This window comes from Halobacillus sp. A5 (genome assembly GCF_024189315.1).
GTDB lineage: Bacteria > Bacillota > Bacilli > Bacillales > Halobacillaceae > Halobacillus_A.
In genome coordinates, this window is record NZ_JAIZEO010000004.1 from 549134 (window position 1) to 564917 (window position 15784).

General features: G+C 46.4%; 18 protein-coding genes, 2 tRNA genes and 2 rRNA genes. 5 read left to right on the forward strand and 17 right to left on the reverse strand.

The window, feature by feature from the left end; translation table 11 throughout:
• Nucleotides 1-36 precede the first annotated feature (36 nt).
• On the reverse strand, nucleotides 37-1671 hold the full coding sequence (gene groL, locus LF822_RS17865; RefSeq protein WP_253925433.1) for a chaperonin GroEL: 1635 nt from the start codon (nucleotides 1669-1671) through the stop codon (nucleotides 37-39).
• 57 nt (nucleotides 1672-1728) lie between these two features.
• On the reverse strand, nucleotides 1729-2013 hold the full coding sequence (gene groES, locus LF822_RS17870; RefSeq protein WP_253925434.1) for a co-chaperone GroES: 285 nt from the start codon (nucleotides 2011-2013) through the stop codon (nucleotides 1729-1731).
• 259 nt (nucleotides 2014-2272) lie between these two features.
• On the opposite strand from groES, the gene LF822_RS17875 reads away from it, so the two are divergent.
• From LF822_RS17875 to LF822_RS17885, 3 genes are read left to right on the forward strand one after another with little or no spacing between them, the layout of a single operon-like run.
• The gene (locus LF822_RS17875) at nucleotides 2273-2983 is read left to right on the forward strand and encodes a CPBP family intramembrane glutamic endopeptidase (protein ID WP_253925435.1); all 711 of its coding nucleotides are present in this window, start codon (nucleotides 2273-2275) and stop codon (nucleotides 2981-2983) included.
• A gap of 1 nt (nucleotide 2984) precedes the next feature.
• A complete protein-coding gene (locus tag LF822_RS17880) occupies nucleotides 2985-3194 on the forward strand; it encodes a YdiK family protein (RefSeq protein ID WP_253925436.1) in 210 nt (69 codons plus the stop codon).
• 17 nt (nucleotides 3195-3211) lie between these two features.
• Complete coding sequence (locus LF822_RS17885) at nucleotides 3212-3778, forward strand: GNAT family N-acetyltransferase (RefSeq protein WP_253925437.1); 567 nt, start codon at nucleotides 3212-3214, stop codon at nucleotides 3776-3778.
• A gap of 16 nt (nucleotides 3779-3794) precedes the next feature.
• On the opposite strand, the gene LF822_RS17890 is transcribed toward LF822_RS17885, so the two are convergent.
• Nucleotides 3795-5195 carry an MDR family MFS transporter gene (locus LF822_RS17890; RefSeq protein ID WP_253925438.1) on the reverse strand — a complete coding sequence of 467 codons (1401 nt, stop codon included), beginning with the start codon at nucleotides 5193-5195 and terminating at the stop codon, nucleotides 3795-3797.
• Nucleotides 5196-5361: 166 nt separating this feature from the next.
• On the opposite strand from LF822_RS17890, the gene LF822_RS17895 reads away from it, so the two are divergent.
• Nucleotides 5362-5604, forward strand: coding sequence for a hypothetical protein (locus LF822_RS17895; protein ID WP_253925439.1), 243 nt, complete (start codon nucleotides 5362-5364; stop codon nucleotides 5602-5604).
• Between the two features lie 14 nt (nucleotides 5605-5618).
• On the opposite strand, the gene LF822_RS17900 is transcribed toward LF822_RS17895, so the two are convergent.
• Nucleotides 5619-6272 (reverse strand): redox-sensing transcriptional repressor Rex, encoded by a 654-nt coding sequence (locus LF822_RS17900; RefSeq protein ID WP_253925440.1) that lies wholly within the window; start codon nucleotides 6270-6272, stop codon nucleotides 5619-5621.
• Nucleotides 6273-6296: 24 nt separating this feature from the next.
• Nucleotides 6297-6773 (reverse strand): cyclic pyranopterin monophosphate synthase MoaC, encoded by a 477-nt coding sequence (gene moaC, locus LF822_RS17905; protein ID WP_253925441.1) that lies wholly within the window; start codon nucleotides 6771-6773, stop codon nucleotides 6297-6299.
• A gap of 158 nt (nucleotides 6774-6931) precedes the next feature.
• On the opposite strand from moaC, the gene abc-f reads away from it, so the two are divergent.
• Nucleotides 6932-8872 (forward strand): ribosomal protection-like ABC-F family protein, encoded by a 1941-nt coding sequence (gene abc-f, locus LF822_RS17910; RefSeq protein ID WP_253925442.1) that lies wholly within the window; start codon nucleotides 6932-6934, stop codon nucleotides 8870-8872.
• 34 nt (nucleotides 8873-8906) lie between these two features.
• Here abc-f and LF822_RS17915 read toward each other — a convergent pair whose 3' ends face one another.
• The 12 genes from LF822_RS17915 to LF822_RS17970 form a co-directional block, all read right to left on the reverse strand.
• Nucleotides 8907-9698 carry an ABC transporter ATP-binding protein gene (locus LF822_RS17915; protein WP_253925443.1) on the reverse strand — a complete coding sequence of 264 codons (792 nt, stop codon included), beginning with the start codon at nucleotides 9696-9698 and terminating at the stop codon, nucleotides 8907-8909.
• Nucleotides 9699-9716: 18 nt separating this feature from the next.
• Nucleotides 9717-10172, reverse strand: a complete 456-nt coding sequence (locus LF822_RS17920; protein ID WP_253925444.1) for a GNAT family N-acetyltransferase — start codon at nucleotides 10170-10172, stop codon at nucleotides 9717-9719.
• Nucleotides 10173-10175: 3 nt separating this feature from the next.
• The gene (locus tag LF822_RS17925) at nucleotides 10176-10889 is read right to left on the reverse strand and encodes an AAA family ATPase (protein ID WP_253925445.1); all 714 of its coding nucleotides are present in this window, start codon (nucleotides 10887-10889) and stop codon (nucleotides 10176-10178) included.
• A gap of 608 nt (nucleotides 10890-11497) precedes the next feature.
• Nucleotides 11498-12526 carry a tRNA (adenosine(37)-N6)-threonylcarbamoyltransferase complex transferase subunit TsaD gene (gene tsaD / locus LF822_RS17930; protein WP_253925446.1) on the reverse strand — a complete coding sequence of 343 codons (1029 nt, stop codon included), beginning with the start codon at nucleotides 12524-12526 and terminating at the stop codon, nucleotides 11498-11500.
• Entirely contained in the window at nucleotides 12523-12969 is a 447-nt protein-coding gene (gene rimI, locus LF822_RS17935) for a ribosomal protein S18-alanine N-acetyltransferase (protein WP_253925447.1), read from the reverse strand. Before rimI ends, tsaD begins: the two co-directional genes overlap by 4 nt.
• On the reverse strand, nucleotides 12970-13656 hold the full coding sequence (gene tsaB / locus LF822_RS17940) for a tRNA (adenosine(37)-N6)-threonylcarbamoyltransferase complex dimerization subunit type 1 TsaB (protein ID WP_253925448.1): 687 nt from the start codon (nucleotides 13654-13656) through the stop codon (nucleotides 12970-12972).
• Nucleotides 13653-14099 carry a tRNA (adenosine(37)-N6)-threonylcarbamoyltransferase complex ATPase subunit type 1 TsaE gene (tsaE, locus tag LF822_RS17945; protein ID WP_253925477.1) on the reverse strand — a complete coding sequence of 149 codons (447 nt, stop codon included), beginning with the start codon at nucleotides 14097-14099 and terminating at the stop codon, nucleotides 13653-13655. Before tsaE ends, tsaB begins: the two co-directional genes overlap by 4 nt.
• 7 nt (nucleotides 14100-14106) lie before the next feature.
• Nucleotides 14107-15075 carry a thiamine-phosphate kinase gene (thiL, locus tag LF822_RS17950; RefSeq protein ID WP_253925449.1) on the reverse strand — a complete coding sequence of 323 codons (969 nt, stop codon included), beginning with the start codon at nucleotides 15073-15075 and terminating at the stop codon, nucleotides 14107-14109.
• 122 nt (nucleotides 15076-15197) lie between these two features.
• Nucleotides 15198-15274: transfer RNA gene (locus LF822_RS17955), tRNA-Asp, on the reverse strand.
• 94 nt (nucleotides 15275-15368) lie between these two features.
• Nucleotides 15369-15445 (reverse strand) — tRNA-Met (locus tag LF822_RS17960).
• 54 nt (nucleotides 15446-15499) lie between these two features.
• A 5S ribosomal RNA gene (rrf, locus tag LF822_RS17965) occupies nucleotides 15500-15613 on the reverse strand.
• A gap of 85 nt (nucleotides 15614-15698) precedes the next feature.
• Nucleotides 15699-15784: ribosomal RNA gene (locus tag LF822_RS17970) — 23S ribosomal RNA — on the reverse strand; the annotation flags it as partial.

Sequence of the window (15784 nt, forward strand, 5' to 3'; positions counted from 1 at the left end):
TTCAAATCCTTGTGTAGCAAAGGGTTTGAAGACAGCTTACATCATGCCGCCCATTCCACCCATACCGCCCATATCAGGCATTCCGCCGCCAGAACCTTCTTCTTCTGGAAGGTCAGCAACTACTGCTTCAGTAGTTAGGAACATAGCCGCTACGGACGCTGCGTTCTGCAGTGCGGAACGAGTAACTTTGGTTGGGTCTACGATTCCCTGCTCAACCATGTTCACCCATTCGCCTGTTGCTGCGTTGAAGCCAACACCTACAGCTTCGCCTTTCAAGCGCTCTACAATGATGGATCCTTCTTGTCCGGCATTGTGTACGATTTGACGTACTGGCTCTTCAAGGGCGCGTAGAACGATGCTTGCACCTGTTGCTTCATCGTCAACGAGGCCGAGACCTTCTACTGACTTGATGATGTTTACAAGTGCTGTACCGCCGCCTGCTACGATGCCTTCTTCTACTGCTGCTCGAGTAGAGTTAAGGGCGTCTTCAATGCGTAGTTTACGTTCTTTCAGCTCTGTTTCAGTAGCAGCACCGACTTTGATGACGGCTACTCCGCCTGAAAGCTTAGCTAAGCGCTCTTGTAATTTTTCTTTGTCGAATTCAGAAGTAGATTCTTCTGCCTGTGCGCGGATTTGAGAAACGCGGGAAGCGATTTGCTCTGGGTTTCCGGCACCTTCAACGATTGTTGTGTTTTCTTTTGTAATGACTGCTTTAGAAGCACGGCCTAATTGATCAAGAGTAGTATTCTTCAGATCTAGTCCTAGATCTTCTGTAATCACTTGACCGCCTGTAAGGGCAGCGATATCTTCAAGCATTGCTTTACGACGATCGCCAAAGCCTGGTGCTTTAACAGATACGGCGTTGAATGTTCCGCGAAGTTTGTTTACAACGAGTGTAGCCAGTGCTTCGCCTTCTACGTCTTCAGAGATTAATAGAAGCGGCTTGGACTGTTGTACCACCTGCTCAAGGACAGGAAGAACTTCCTGGATGTTGTTGATTTTCTTATCAGTAATCAGAATATAAGGATCTTCTAGAACCGCTTCCATTTTATCCTGGTCAGAAACCATGTATGGGGAAGCATATCCGCGGTCGAACTGCATTCCTTCAACTACTTCTAGTTCAGTGTTGAATCCTTTAGATTCTTCAATTGTAATAACTCCGTCGTTACCTACGCGCTCCATGGCTTCAGCGATAAGCTGTCCTACTTCATCATCAGATGCTGAGATGGAAGCTACCTGGGAGATGGACTCTTTGCCTTCGATCGGCTTAGAGATTTTGCGCAGCTCTTCTGTAGCAACAGCTGTTGCTTTTTCAATTCCGCGGCGGATGCCTACTGGATTCGCGCCGGAAGTTACGTTTTTAAGTCCTTCACGGATCATAGCCTGTGCAAGTACTGTTGCTGTAGTTGTACCGTCACCGGCAACGTCGTTTGTTTTAGAAGCAACTTCAGACACAAGCTGTGCACCCATGTTTTCGAAGTGGTCTTCCAGTTCGATTTCTTTCGCGATGGTTACCCCGTCATTTGTAATCAGCGGAGATCCGAATTTTTTATCAAGGACAACGTTACGTCCTTTTGGTCCTAGTGTTACTTTAACGGCATCTGCCAATGTATCTACACCGCGCAGCATGGAGCGGCGAGCGTCTTCACTAAACTTTAGTTCTTTAGCCATAATAAAATGCCCTCCTTATCAAATTTCGTATCGATAGAATAGATGGTGCTTAAGGTCTTACTGAACGACTGCTAAAATATCGCTTTCGCGGATAATTAAGTATTCGCTGCCTTCGAACTTCACTTCAGTACCGGCAAACTTCGAGTAAATGACATGGTCTCCGGCACTTACTTCAAGTGCGACCCTCTCATTGTTTTCAGTTACACGGCCTGTACCTACTGCAACGACTTTGCCTTCCTGCGGCTTTTCTTTCGCAGAATCCGGAAGTACGATTCCGCTTGCTGTCGTTTGTTCTTCCTCTACTAATTCAATAACAATACGATCACCTAATGGTTTTAACAATTAGGACACCCTCCTTAGTCAGGTTCATATTTCGATCCATGTCGTTTATTAGCACTCGTTTATGCTGAGTGCTAACACAATTCTTATAATAATCAATTCACTTTTGATTTTCAAGTAGAAACTATCAATTTTTTATCAACTTTTTTCTACAATGTTCGCACGGGCTTAAGCCTTTATTCTTAGGGGTTGTATTTAAATTATGATAAAATACATAAAGTATGGAAACACCCTGTTTTTTCACTAAAAAGGAGTTATGCATATGCCAAAACGATATTGGTGGATTATTATTACGTATATCATTGCACAGCTGTCTTCCTTTATTGGACTGCCGCTGATGTTTCTGTTTGGACTCGGTGAGTCTGATGCGATCGCTGTATGGTCGATTATCAGCTTCACAGTTGCCACCATTGTTATATTACGCCTGCTAAAACCTGATATGACGGATCCGCAATTGCGCAGGGAACGTTCTTCTAAAGGAAAAATTGTGCTCTGGTCGATTCTCGGTGTATTTATGGCCTTGTTCGCTCAGGGAATTGCCGCTACGATTGAAACAGAAATTTTCGGAATACCGATGGGTTCTGAGAATACAATGGACTTAATGAGCATTGCGAGAGAATCACCGCTGTTCATTTTATTACCCGTTGTGTTCGCTCCTATAACAGAAGAAATCATTTTTCGTAAGGTGATTTTCGGGCAGGTGTATAAGCGCACGAACTTCCTGTTAGCTGTCCTGCTTTCTTCTGTGATCTTCGGCGCTTTTCACTTCGACTTCCTGCACATGCTTGTCTACTTCTCTATGGGAGTGGTATTCGCTTTCCTCTATGTAAAAACGAAAAGCATCATTACGCCGATTGTGGCTCACATGGCGATGAACTCGTTCGTGGTCATTACGCAGCTTTTCTATACAGAGGAAGACATCCGGCGCATGCAGGAGCAGCTGCAGACGATCGTATTAGGAGGGTTGTTCTAATATGAGAGCCTCTCCGCTGACGATGGCGGCTATCTACTTCTTTATGGGGGTGGCCTTCACGTATATTGCGGCCAGCATGGAGTCTGAGACTGTCTGGGATTTCACGACTCTGCTTCCGGCCGTGATTGCGACGTTTAACTTTGCGGTGACGATCCGCTTGATTAACATTCATCTGAAGATTAAACAGAAGAAGAATGAGAATAAGAAATAGAGACAGGAGGTTTCGTGATGAAAGCCATCTTACACGGTCACCGTGTCCGGCTTGGCCCCGTGACAGATGAGCATCTAGAGCAAATCTCAACCTGGTTTAACCATTCTCTCTTCCTGCGCCGCTTCGATGCGGCAGCCGCGCAGCCGCGATCCTATGATTCGTTAAAACAGTGGCGCGATGATACAGGTGAAAGCGACAATTCCTTTCTTTTCTCGATTTGTGACGGGGAGTCGCTGATCGGCTATGTAGAGCTTGACGGGATCCTGTGGAATCAGCGCAACGGCTGGGTCGGGATTGCGATTGGCGATGCAGACCATCAAGGGAAAGGTTATGGCTCTGAAGCGATGGAGCTTTTAATTAACTACGCCTTTGATGAGTTGAACCTTCACCGTCTGCAGCTGACCGTCTTTGAATACAATCAGCCGGCGTTATGGCTGTATGAGAAGCTTGGCTTTACGTATGAAGGCGCGCAGCGTGAGTTTATTCTCCGCGACGGGGAAGCGTACGACATGTTTATTTACGGACTGCTTGCGCGGGAATGGCGCGGGCGGAATGAAAAAAATGCTGAAGAAGAGCTGGAGTAGCTCCTTCAGCATTTTTTTATGCTTTATCGTCCTGTACTCCTTTTAACACAAAGGAAAACGGCAGCGCGAGTAAAAGAACAGCTGCTGAGACAAGAAACGCTTCATTTAACGTCTGCAGCGTTGCCGCCTGCATGTCCATATCCGGGCTTGAAACGACCTGTGCTCTTCTGACTTCGTAATAAATGGAGAAAAAGACGATCCCAAGCGACGAGGAAATCTGGCGGATGATGTTGTTCATCGCTGATCCCTGCGCAACGAGATGCTCAGGAATTGAATTCATCCCTGACGTCGTAGCCGGCATATTCCCCATTCCCATCCCTATGCCTCGCACGGAATTCAACAGGAGAATCAGCCAGTACGGCGTATGAGTCGTCAGCATCCCGAGTCCGATCGTTGCTGCCGCCATAATGGCAAGACCAGGAGGCACGACGTAGCGCGGCCCTTTTTTATCAAGCAGCCGTCCTCCAATGGACATAAAGATTCCGCTCGCCGCGGCCGCCGGTAAAAACAACAGCCCTGTCATTACTTCATTTAAGCCGTAGACGACTTGAATGAGCAGCGGCAGCAGGAAGATGCCGGAGAACAATCCGATCGAAGCCGCTGAAGTGACGAGAATCGAGACGGAATATGTCGGCACTTTAAAGACGGATAAGTTCAGAAGTGGATCGTCCTGACGATTTTCATACATAACGAACGCCGCAATGGCTGCAAGACCTGCGATGATGAGCGTGAGATTCAAAGGATCAGCAAGCATCTCAAGCTCCCGGCCGCGGCCGAGCGCAAACAGAACCGCTCCGATCCCGAGCGTAATCATGCCAAAGCCGATATAGTCAAACTTTTTCTCCGGATGAGTTTCCGTCGGCTCAAGAAACTTTACGGATAACATGAGGCCGAGTACGCCAAACGGAATGTTGAACGCAAACAGCCACGGCCAGTCCAGAAACTGAATGATTAACCCGCCGACCGTCGGACCAATTGCCGGCGCCACCATCGCAGCCACACCGTATACACCGACAGCCAGCCCGCGTTCGTGGCGTGGAAACGAATTAAAAATCAACGCCATCGCAATCGGCATCATAAACCCGCCGGCAATTCCCTGTATCGCCCGTGATATAATGACCATGCCGAGCGTCTGTGATAAGAGGCCGGAAACCGAGCCTGCGATAAACAGGCAGAGCCCGGCGATATAGACTTTCTTTTTTCCAAAGCGATCCCCTAAGTAGCCGGTTAACGGCATCGCCATCCCCATCGAGACCATAAAAATCGTTAAAATCCAACCGACCGCCACTGCATCGGCGTCAAATACGTCGATAAAGCGGGGCAGGATAGGGTTGAGCATACTGTTATTTAAAATGACGGTGAACGTTCCGAATAAAACGGAAATGACGACCAGCCATTTGTTCGGTATTCTCTTCAAAGTACTCACCTTCATTATTCTGGACTATTGAATAACCTCTATTTTATCACTTCTATACTTTCACATCACATTGTTTGCTGCTCAAAATAGATTCTCTAGTTCTTAGTTAAAGAGTGTTATAATTCCTGGTATGGTAAATTTATACTTATTAAAGCGGGGCGAGTTAATGAAATACAAAACCTATTTATTATTAAGTTGTTCGTTTCTCCTAGCTGCCGGAGTCATATTTACAATTGAAAGACTGGGGGCTTACATTTACTGGAACGGGCGAGTATTTACAGGAAAGTATCCAAAATCACCTGAAATGTCTTCTGCTTTTCAAAACTTTTTCCTCTGGTTGTTTTTAGCAGAGAGTGCAGGACTGTTTACTGCTTTTATTATTAAAAGAAAAGACGACTCAAAACCTTAAAAAAGAGGCCAACCTTATTGGCTGTCCTCTTCTTCGTCTAAAGGATAATGCTTTAAGAAATATACGAGCGCCTGGAGCTCGACGGCTAAGTCAATGTGATGGACGCGGACACTTGATGGGACGGTAATACGCGCCGGCGTAAAGTTCAGTACGCCGGAGATGCCCGCCTCCACCAGCCGGTCCGCGATCCCCTGCGCCGCTGAGGACGGTACAGTTAAAATCGCGACCGAAATGCCTTCCATGTGCTTCTCCAAATCGTCGATGTGCTTGATCGGCACACCGCCGACCTTCTGGCCGATCCGCTCGTCTCTAGCGTCAAAGGCGACTTCAATTTTTGTATTATTATTCTTCATAAAATTATAGTTTAAAAACGCCGTTCCCAAGTTCCCGACACCGATGAGCGCAACGCTTGTCGTCTCATCCTGGTCAAGTGTCTTACGGAAGAACGACAGCAAATACTCGACATTATAACCATACCCTTTTTTCCCTAAAGCACCAAAGTAGGAGAAATCACGCCGAATCGTCGCGGAGTCGACTTTGACCGCTTCACTCAGTTCCTTCGAGGAGACTCTCATCTTGCCCTGGCTATGGAGATTATTAATGAATCGATAGTATAATGGCAGGCGTTTCGCTGTGGCCTGCGGGATTTTTGCATTTTCTATATCCATTGGTTCAACCTCCCCTTACCGGCTTTATCGTTTGTAATCGCCGGATTTACCTCCTGTTTTCTCTTCTAAATATGTCGGCCCGATCACCATTCCTTTATCGACCACTTTGCACATGTCATATACGGTTAAGGCGGCAGCGGATGCAGCGGTTAATGCTTCCATTTCGACACCCGTGTTCCCTTTCGTTTTGACCGAAACGAGAATGTGAAGAATGTATTTCCCGCCTGTCTCCCATTCAAAGTTGACGTCAATGCCTTTTAACGGCAGCGGATGGCACATCGGGATCCAGTCGGGGGTCTTCTTTGCCGCCATAATGCCTGCAATCTGTGCGACAGAAAGCACGTCCCCTTTTTCCATATCGCCGCTGTTCACTTTATGATATATCGTTTCGTTCACTTCTATACTTGAATGGGCAAGCGCGGTACGCACGGAATCTTTTTTCTCGGAAATGTCGACCATGCGGGCCCTGCCCTGCTCATTGAAATGCGTAAAATCAGACATGCCGTGACTCCTTTGCTACGGGGGTAGTTACTCAAACACTACTCCTATTTTACCAAAAAATCAAACGAAAGTGTTAAAGCGTTCACAATCTCGTAAGCACCTCTCCTTGCTAGTCTCGTCCGATATAAGATACACTTATTTCATTGAGGTGAAACGACATGATTCTCATGCAACTGAATCAATTAACGAAACGGTTTGGCGCGGAGTTAATTTTGCAAAATATTAAACTGGATATACAAATGAATGACCGCATCGCGATTGTCGGACGTAACGGAGCCGGTAAAAGTACCCTGCTTAAAATGATGGCGGGAGAAATGAGCCATGATGAGGGGGATATTTTTAAACCGAAGGATGTCTCGATGGGCTACCTGGCTCAGAATACCGGACTGCAGTCTGACGATTCGATCTGGAACGAAATGAACAAGGTGTTCGCTCATCTGCAGAAGCTTGAGCGTGAACTAAGACAGATGGAAGCAGACATGGCCGATCCTGACCTGCTTGCTGATCAGGATAAGTATCAGCACCTGCTCACGAAATACGATGAGAAGCAGGATTACTTTAAGTTGGCGGGCGGCTATCAATATGAAGCGGAGATTAAGGCGGTTCTTAACGGGCTGAACTTCCACGACTTCAACTGGAGCACATCGATTGCGACGTTAAGCGGCGGGCAGAAGACGCGCCTGGCGCTTGGTAAGCTGCTGTTAACACAGCCGGATGTGCTGATTCTAGATGAACCGACTAACCACCTGGATATCGACACGCTCTCCTGGCTTGAGACGTATTTACAAGGGTATGAGGGGGCAGTTGTCATCGTTTCGCACGACCGCTATTTCTTAGATGAGATTGTAAATACTGTGTATGAGATCGCCCACCGGGGTTCAAAGAAATACCACGGCAACTACAGCGACTATTTAAAGAAGAAAGAAGAAGACTATGAGCTTGAGCTGAAGCATTACGAAAAGCAGCAGAGCGAAATCAAGCAGATGGAAGAGTTTATTCAAAAAAATATCGTGCGGGCGACAACGAGTAAACGTGCACAGAGCCGACGCAAGCAGCTGGAGAAAATGGATAAGCTCGATAAACCAAAAACCGATCAAAAATCTGCAAGCTTCAGCTTTCAGGTGGCAAAGAAAAGCGGAAATGATGTACTGAAGATCCGTGATTTAGCGTTTCGCTATGATGATGCCGCCAGTAATGTGTTCGAGCATTTGTCGCTGGATCTTCAGCGCGGGGATTCCTTTGCCTTAGTCGGTCCGAACGGTGTCGGGAAAACAACACTTCTTAAGACGATTATCGGAGACTTAAAAACGGCCGAAGGCAATATTATGATCGGCACAAATGTACAAATCGGCTACTATGATCAGGAACAGACAAAGCTCAACTCAAAGAAAACGGTGCTGAACGAGCTGTGGGACGATTATCCGCTGAAGAATGAAAAAGACATCCGAACGATTCTCGGCAACTTTTTATTTACAGGAGAAGATGTGCTGAAGCCTGTATCGGCATTAAGCGGCGGGGAAAAAGCACGGGTCGCGCTGGCGAAGCTGATGATGCAGGAAGCAAATCTGCTGATCCTCGATGAGCCGACGAACCACCTTGATTTAGACAGCAAAGAAGTGCTCGAATCTGCGCTGGTCGATTACCCGGGTACGATTCTATTCGTCTCCCACGACCGTTATTTCATTAACAAAATCGCCACTCAGATTGTTGAGATGGAGCCGGAGGAGACGCGCGTCTTCCTCGGAGATTATGATTATTATCTTCATAAAAAACAGGAAGAACGCGAGCTCCTGGAGATCGAGGAAGCCGAACTGGCAGCACAGGCCGCAGCCACAAAGCCTGCTGAACAGGAAGTTATAAACAGTTTTCAGCAGGATAAAGCGTTGAAAAGCGAAGAACGAAAGCGCAGACGGCGTATTGCGGAAATCGAGAAGGAAATCGAACAGCTCGAAGCAAAAGTCGAGGAAAACGATGCCTTGTTGTGTGAGCCCGAGGTATTTCAGGACCACGAGAAGTCGCTCAAGCTTACGGAAGAAAATGAACAGCTGCATGAAAGAATGGAAGCTTTGCTTGAAGAGTGGGAACGTCTCGATTCATAACGAAGACTCAGCGTGCGGCCACGCTGAGTCTTTTTTACTTCTTCACCATCTGTACCTTCGATAGAAACGGACGCTCGTTATGCCAGCTCACTTCCACCGGCAGATCAAAAAAACGAGTTAGCTGCTCACCTGTAATTAACTCCTCCGTCTTCCCTTGATCAAACACTTCACCTTCCTTTAAAAGCAGTGTTTTCTGAAAGACGGGTAATATTTCTTCCACGTGGTGGGTCACATAAATCATTGTCGGCGCATCCGGCTTCTGTGCAAGTTTTTCGATCGACTCCAGCAATTGTTCACGCGCAATAAAATCCAAACCGTTCGTCGGTTCATCCAAAATGAGCAGTGAAGGTTCCGCCATTAACGCACGAGCAATGAGCACACGCTGTCTCTCCCCCTGTGAAAGGGTATCATAATCACGATTGGCATATTCAATACACCCGAGGTCCTCGAGCAGCGAAATCGCTCTCTCCCTCATTTCATCCGTCGGCTTTTCATAAAGGCCGATCGAAGCAAAAGCTCCGCTTAGAACAACTTCAAACGCATTATCCCCCTGATGGATTTTCTGCTGGATGGCGGAAGAGACAAATCCGATCTGCTGGCGTAGTTTTTCAGCAAGATAGGTCTTCCCGAACTGCATACCGAGTACGTTGACTTCTCCCTTTGTAGCGAAAGTGTAGGCATTTAGCAGATTGAGAATGAATGTTTTCCCGGAGCCGTTTAATCCGAGCAGTACCCAGTGTTCTCCTTTTTCAATCTGCCAGTTGATGTTATTTAATATCCAGCGGTCGCCTCGTCGGATCGAGACATTTTCCATATTGAGTATCATATGTAAGACTTCCTTTCTTTAAAGCAGCTTAGTCATAAATACACTGTTTGGATCCTCTTGATAACCTGCAAACGGGTCGCAGTATTGGAAACCAAGCTTTTGATATAGACACTTCGCAGGTTCAAAAGCGTCCATCGAGCCCGTCTCCAGACTTAGCCGGTGATAGCCGCGCTGCTTTGCTTCTCGTATGATAAATTGTAAAACCTCACTCGCCACACCTTTTCTTAAATAGGAAGGAGACGTGATCATTGATTTGATTTCGCCGTGATGCTGATCAATTTCCTTCAGTGCGCCACAGCCGGCAAGTTCCCCATCCTCCCATGCACTCCAAAAGGTAACCTCCTTCGTCCGCAGCACGTCAATACCTAATACATGTCTGCTTTCCGGCGGGGAATGAAGCTTCATGTTCTGAAGATGCCCTGTTATTAAATCTACGACTTCGGGTCCTGTTGCATCATCTACTCTAATCTCCATTGCTCAATCCTCCAAAATTTCTTTGAGAAACCTCTCCCGATTTTGCAAAAAGTAGCTCGTAATTTTGTAGTGGTCTGTCATCTCGTAATCAATTTCTTTAATTGTATCATGATCAAAGCTGAGGATAGAGGCATTTGGATAGCCTAAAAGAATAGGAGAATGCGTGGCAATGATCAATTGACAGTCATCCTTCTCTGCCAGGTCGTGAACAATTTTAAGAAAAGAAAGCTGACGCTGCGGCGACAGGGCGGCCTCAGGCTCATCGAGTAAATATAGGGCTCTACCATGAAAACGGTTAGTAAATAAGGATAAAAAAGATTCTCCATGTGACTGGTGATGAAGGGAGCGTCCGCCATACGCCTCTTCCGCCTTCACATCATCCACGTGAGAGGCGAAGTTGTAAAACGATTCAGCCCTCAGAAAGAAGCCGTTCGTCACTTTAGGCATCCATGACAGCCTGATGTACTCGCCAAGAGCTGATCCGGAAGCTTCAACGTCATAGTAATTATTCCGTCCGCCTCCCGCCGTATTAAACCCGCATTGATCGGCAACAGCTTCTAATAGAGTGGATTTTCCCGAACCATTTTCCCCGACGAAGAATGTCACTTTAGTGTTTAGGTGCAGTTGATCAAGGTTTCTAATAGCGGGGATGGAAAATGGGTATTCATTAAAAGATTGAACGCGTTCATGCTTTAATGTGATCGTTTTTAAAAACATGGCTGTTATCCCCTTTATCCGATACTTTCTTAAGCACTTCTTATTTTATTAAAGAAGAAATCAACAAAAATTGCGGGCATGATGAGAATTAAAAACTTTCTACTCCAAATTATTTCAAAAGATACAGGGGAACTCAATGTTTTAAGAAGTAAATATAAGCTTCAGCAAATAAAATTCCTTTTAGAATAAGAGACACTTCTGTATACCCTTGTATGACAACAGTGTTACTATCCACACCTTTTTCAACAGATGTGTATGGTTATCATCGGTTTTCAACAAGTTTATTCACACTATCCACAAATAACAGTTAAGTTATCCACAGATTATGGCAACGTTTTCTACCCTTAAAAATTCAAGACACTATTTATTTTATCCACTGTATAAATATACAGTTGTGAATAACTTTATTAAGAACAATAGCTCAGGCGCATTGGCAACCACGAAACGCATAAGCAATTAAGCTTGAGGACGGCATCCTTCGCTTCTGCTATACCACGCGAGTGTAAGGGTTCCTTACGCCGGGTGTTGCTGTTCAATACTGCTTATCCACAGCTTGAAATTTTATAATTTCCTTACCCACAAAAAAAGCTCCCTTACTTAAAGGGAGCTTAAAAGCCTCTTCTGCCGTACATTTCAAGGTCAAGACCCGGGTTGGCATTTAAGTCATAGCCTGCGCGGTGACCCTGTTGATAAGCTACCGCTCCAGCCGCAGCAATCATTGCTGCGTTATCTGTGCATAAGTGAAGCGGCGGAATAAGTAATTCACAATCCATATCTGTAAATTTAGCCTGCAGCGCCTGCCGCAGTCCTTTATTTGCGGCTACTCCTCCGGCTACAATTACCTGTTTGACGCCATGCTCTTTAGCAGCCTGGACCGTTTTTGTGGATAACACATCTACGACACTGGCCTGAAAGCTTGCCGCAACATCCTGTGGAGGAATGTCTTCATTTTTCTGCTTCGCGTTGTGCAGCTTGTTGATAACTGCTGATTTTAAACCACTGAAGCTGAAATCATAAGATCCGTCCTCCAACCAGGCGCGCGGAAAATCAATAGTGACTTCGCCTTCCTGAGCGAGTTTATCGATATGCGGCCCTCCCGGGTAAGGGAGCGTCAGAGTCCGGGCCACTTTGTCGTAGGCCTCTCCTGCAGCATCGTCACGCGTTTCGCCAATGACTTCGAAGCTTCCGTGCTCGTCCATTAAAATCAGCTCAGTATGGCCCCCTGAGACGACGAGAGAAAGCAGTGGAAATTCAAATTCTTTTTCCAGCCGGTTGGCGTATATATGCCCGGCGATATGATGAACACCGACGAGCGGCTTTTGTTTGGCAAATGCGAGTGCCTTGGCTGCATTTACACCCACAAGTAAAGCACCGACCAGTCCCGGTCCTTCTGTTACAGCAATGGCTTCGATATCGTCCATCGTAAGCTCTGCCTCTGTCAGTGCTTCTTCTAAAGTGATCGTAATCTGTTCAATATGATGACGAGAAGCAATCTCTGGAACCACTCCGCCAAAGCGCTTATGACTTTCAATCTGGGAAGCGACTACATTGCTTACCAGCTCGCGTTCATTTTTTACAATTGCCACAGCTGTTTCATCACAACTCGTTTCTATAGCTAAAATATATTGATCCTTCATTTTAATCCCACCCACATTACTACTGCGTCTTCCCCATCATCCGTATAATAATTTTTTCGAATACCTCCTGGAACGAGGCCGAACTTGCGGTATAGATGCTGAGCAGCCGTATTGGACACCCGCACCTCAAGACTGAGCTGGATCGCACCCATTTCAATTACTTGTTCAAAAGAATAACGAAACAGCTGCTCGCCGTACTTTTTCCCACGGTAATCGGGATGAATAGCAATATTCGTCACGTGGGCCTCATCAATGATCAGCCACACGCCGCAATAGCCGAACACGTGCCCATCTTCTTCAATCACATAATAATTGGAATAAGGATTCTCTCCGTTCACTTCACTTCTAAACGTGTCTTCGTTCCACGGCACGGCAAACGTAGCTTTCTCCACCACCATCACCTGCTCTACATCACTCTCCAGCATTGGTCGAATCGCTGCCATTTACTGCTTCTCCTGTTGAGCAAGCCACTTCGCTTCAGCTTCAGGCAGACGCAGATAGTTTGGAACGAGTTCATGCAGAGGAGCCGGTTTTATTTCTATGGCAGCAAGCGCAAGATAAGACGGCCGCGGGTAGTGATACGCTGCGTCAGGAAATACCGCTTGGTCCCCGAGGTATTCTGTAATGACCTCTTCATGCAGCTTAAGGTCCTGACTGAGAAACAGCACAGGTTCATCCATATCCTTTAACGAGCCAAGCCAATTCGTCATCAACACATTCGCTTCCTCTTTCAGCACATTCATTTTATTATCATACAGCCCTGTATAAACAAGACCTCGTCTCGCATCAAAAAAAGGACAAATCACTCCTGAAAAAAGCTTCCCCTGACTCGCCGCCGCTTCTAAACTTGAAATTCCGACAACCGGAATCCCAAGTGACCAGGCCATCGTTTTTGCCGTTGTTAACCCGATTCTTACTCCCGTGTACGAGCCTGGACCGTGAGCAACCGCCACGCGGTCCAACTCCTCCGGCTTCGTCTGAGTGTCGTGCATCAGCTGATCAATCGCAGGCATCAGCCGGACCGAATGATTCTTCTTCACGTTTGTCATTAATTCTCCTGACACAACACCGTCTTTAACGACGGCCAGTCCTAACACATCATTTGACGTATCGATCGCTAGTACATTCATGAACTCAACTCCTTGCACACTTGTTCGAAATGAGACGAACGAGCCGTACAAGAGATCACACGCGTCGTTTCATCAACATATTCGATCCTGATATCCAGTCGTTCTTCCGGTAAATACTCTTCTATGAACTGTGACCATTCCACGACCGTCACACCTTTACCATGGAAAAACTCCTCAAAACCCAGATCCTCATCGCTATTCTCTAATCGATAAACATCCATATGATAAAACGGCAGACGGCCCATATACTCTTTTATAATCGTAAACGTCGGACTGTTCACCGTCCGTTTAACTCCAAGCCCTTTAGCCAGCCCTTTGGTAAACGTTGTTTTTCCTGCGCCTAAATCGCCCTCAAGTGTGAGGACGTCCCCGGCCGTAAGCAATATCCCAAGCCTCTCGGCAAACTGTTTCGTTTCGTCTTCTGAAAGCATCGTTCGCTTCATTGTCATGCTAATCACGTTCCTCTTGCAGATGGGTATACCCCGATTTAGTTAAAAGAGTCCGCACGTCTTCTTTATAAAGATACACAGCTCCTGTATTTCCGCTATCTTTCACACGTCCGATCTGAGCCACAGAAGTTCCCGTTTTCTCAGCTGCCTCCAGCACGCGCGGCCACTCCTGTTCATTCACCGTTCCAATCAATTCAAAATCCTCCCCGCCAGTCAGAACCCATTCCTCGTATTGAGAAGGAAAGAACTCAGCCAGCTGAGGAGAAAATGGAAGCTGCTCAAAATTTAAATGAAGATCAACTTGAGAAGCCTCTGCAATTTCATTCGCTTCACTGGCAATCCCATCACTTATATCATTTAAAGCAACACGCCGGCAAAACGCTAATTCCTCCGCAAATCGTACGCGCGGGGAAGGCAGACGATGCCTATCGATTAAATACCGGTCATGCCTGCCTTTAAGTATACATTCCAGCCCGGCACGTGAATCTCCTAAAGTCCCGGTCGCAAATACCACATCTCCATGACGAGCCGCATTGCGGTAACGCGCCTTATTTTTTAACACGTATCCAAATACAGTAATCGATACACAAAGCTGTTTTCCAGAAACCGTATCGCCGCCAATTAAATCAATCTGGTGTTCTTTAGCCAGTGACTGCATACCTCGATACAGCTCTTTAAGCTCCTCTTCTGACCAATCCTTTGAAACGACCAGCGATACTAAATAAAAAGCAGGCTTGCTGCCCATTGCTGCCAAATCACTAAGATTCGCTGCCAACGCCCGGTATCCGACGTGATAAGGATCCATCGTTTCTTTAGAGAAATGCACATCCTCCACCATCGTATCAACCGCCGTCACAACATCCTCAGACGGCTGGCGAAAGACGGCCGCATCATCACTCACTCCTTTAATCAAGGAAGACTGAAAATAAGCAGCAGGCTGAATCGACCGGATAAAAGAAAACTCGTCCATAGCAAATACCCCTCTCACGCTTCTTCACAATAAACTTATTATACCAAGGAAGAGGTGAAAATAAAAAAGAACAAAAGAAAAGCCTTAGGATTGATCCCTAAGGCTGTAATTATAAGATGTAATGGCGGTCCGGACGGGACTCGAACCCGCGACCTCCTGCGTGACAGGCAGGCATTCTAACCAACTGAACTACCGGACCATTATATTAAAAGTATCGTAACTACTAATATAATTCAACGTCATACGTTGAATTAATAAGAAACTGCTATTTTGTCTGTACTACGATTAAAAATTGGTTGCGGGGGCAGGATTTGAACCTGCGACCTCCGGGTTATGAGCCCGACGAGCTACCGAACTGCTCTACCCCGCGATAATGTGGGTGAACTATTAATTATAGTTCCCATTAAGATGAAAAATAAATCTGACGTGGCAACGTCCTACTCTCACGGGGATCAACCCGACTACCATCGGCGCTGAAGAGCTTAACTGCTGTGTTCGGCATGGGAACAGGTGTGACCTCTTCGCTGTCGCCACCACATCATTTGGTTTGAGGTAAACCCTCAAAACTGGATAAGAGGTTAGACAACACATCATGACGATTCGTTGATTTTTCACAAAGGGATGTAGTTAAGTCATCGATTGATTAGTATCCGTCAGCTGCACGTGTCGCCACGCTTCCACCTCGGACCTATTGACCTCATCGTCTCTG

What these genes read in the sequence shown, in the direction of transcription:
- LF822_RS17900 (WP_253925440.1), bottom strand. Translation starts at nt 6,272, where the DNA reads ATGGATATAGAAAATGCAAAAATCCCGCAGGCCACAGCGAAACGCCTG.
- LF822_RS17920 (WP_253925444.1), bottom strand. Translation starts at nt 10,172, where the DNA reads ATGGAGATTAGAGTAGATGATGCAACAGGACCCGAAGTCGTAGATTTA.
- tsaB (WP_253925448.1), bottom strand. Translation starts at nt 13,656, where the DNA reads ATGAATGTACTAGCGATCGATACGTCAAATGATGTGTTAGGACTGGCC.
- LF822_RS17875 (WP_253925435.1), top strand. Translation starts at nt 2,273, where the DNA reads ATGCCAAAACGATATTGGTGGATTATTATTACGTATATCATTGCACAG.
- LF822_RS17880 (WP_253925436.1), top strand. Translation starts at nt 2,985, where the DNA reads ATGAGAGCCTCTCCGCTGACGATGGCGGCTATCTACTTCTTTATGGGG.
- LF822_RS17915 (WP_253925443.1), bottom strand. Translation starts at nt 9,698, where the DNA reads ATGATACTCAATATGGAAAATGTCTCGATCCGACGAGGCGACCGCTGG.
- moaC (WP_253925441.1), bottom strand. Translation starts at nt 6,773, where the DNA reads ATGTCTGATTTTACGCATTTCAATGAGCAGGGCAGGGCCCGCATGGTC.
- tsaD (WP_253925446.1), bottom strand. Translation starts at nt 12,526, where the DNA reads ATGAAGGATCAATATATTTTAGCTATAGAAACGAGTTGTGATGAAACA.
- abc-f (WP_253925442.1), top strand. Translation starts at nt 6,932, where the DNA reads ATGATTCTCATGCAACTGAATCAATTAACGAAACGGTTTGGCGCGGAG.
- thiL (WP_253925449.1), bottom strand. Translation starts at nt 15,075, where the DNA reads ATGGACGAGTTTTCTTTTATCCGGTCGATTCAGCCTGCTGCTTATTTT.
- rimI (WP_253925447.1), bottom strand. Translation starts at nt 12,969, where the DNA reads ATGGCAGCGATTCGACCAATGCTGGAGAGTGATGTAGAGCAGGTGATG.
- groL (WP_253925433.1), bottom strand. Translation starts at nt 1,671, where the DNA reads ATGGCTAAAGAACTAAAGTTTAGTGAAGACGCTCGCCGCTCCATGCTG.
- LF822_RS17895 (WP_253925439.1), top strand. Translation starts at nt 5,362, where the DNA reads ATGAAATACAAAACCTATTTATTATTAAGTTGTTCGTTTCTCCTAGCT.
- LF822_RS17925 (WP_253925445.1), bottom strand. Translation starts at nt 10,889, where the DNA reads ATGTTTTTAAAAACGATCACATTAAAGCATGAACGCGTTCAATCTTTT.
- tsaE (WP_253925477.1), bottom strand. Translation starts at nt 14,099, where the DNA reads ATGAAGCGAACGATGCTTTCAGAAGACGAAACGAAACAGTTTGCCGAG.
- LF822_RS17885 (WP_253925437.1), top strand. Translation starts at nt 3,212, where the DNA reads ATGAAAGCCATCTTACACGGTCACCGTGTCCGGCTTGGCCCCGTGACA.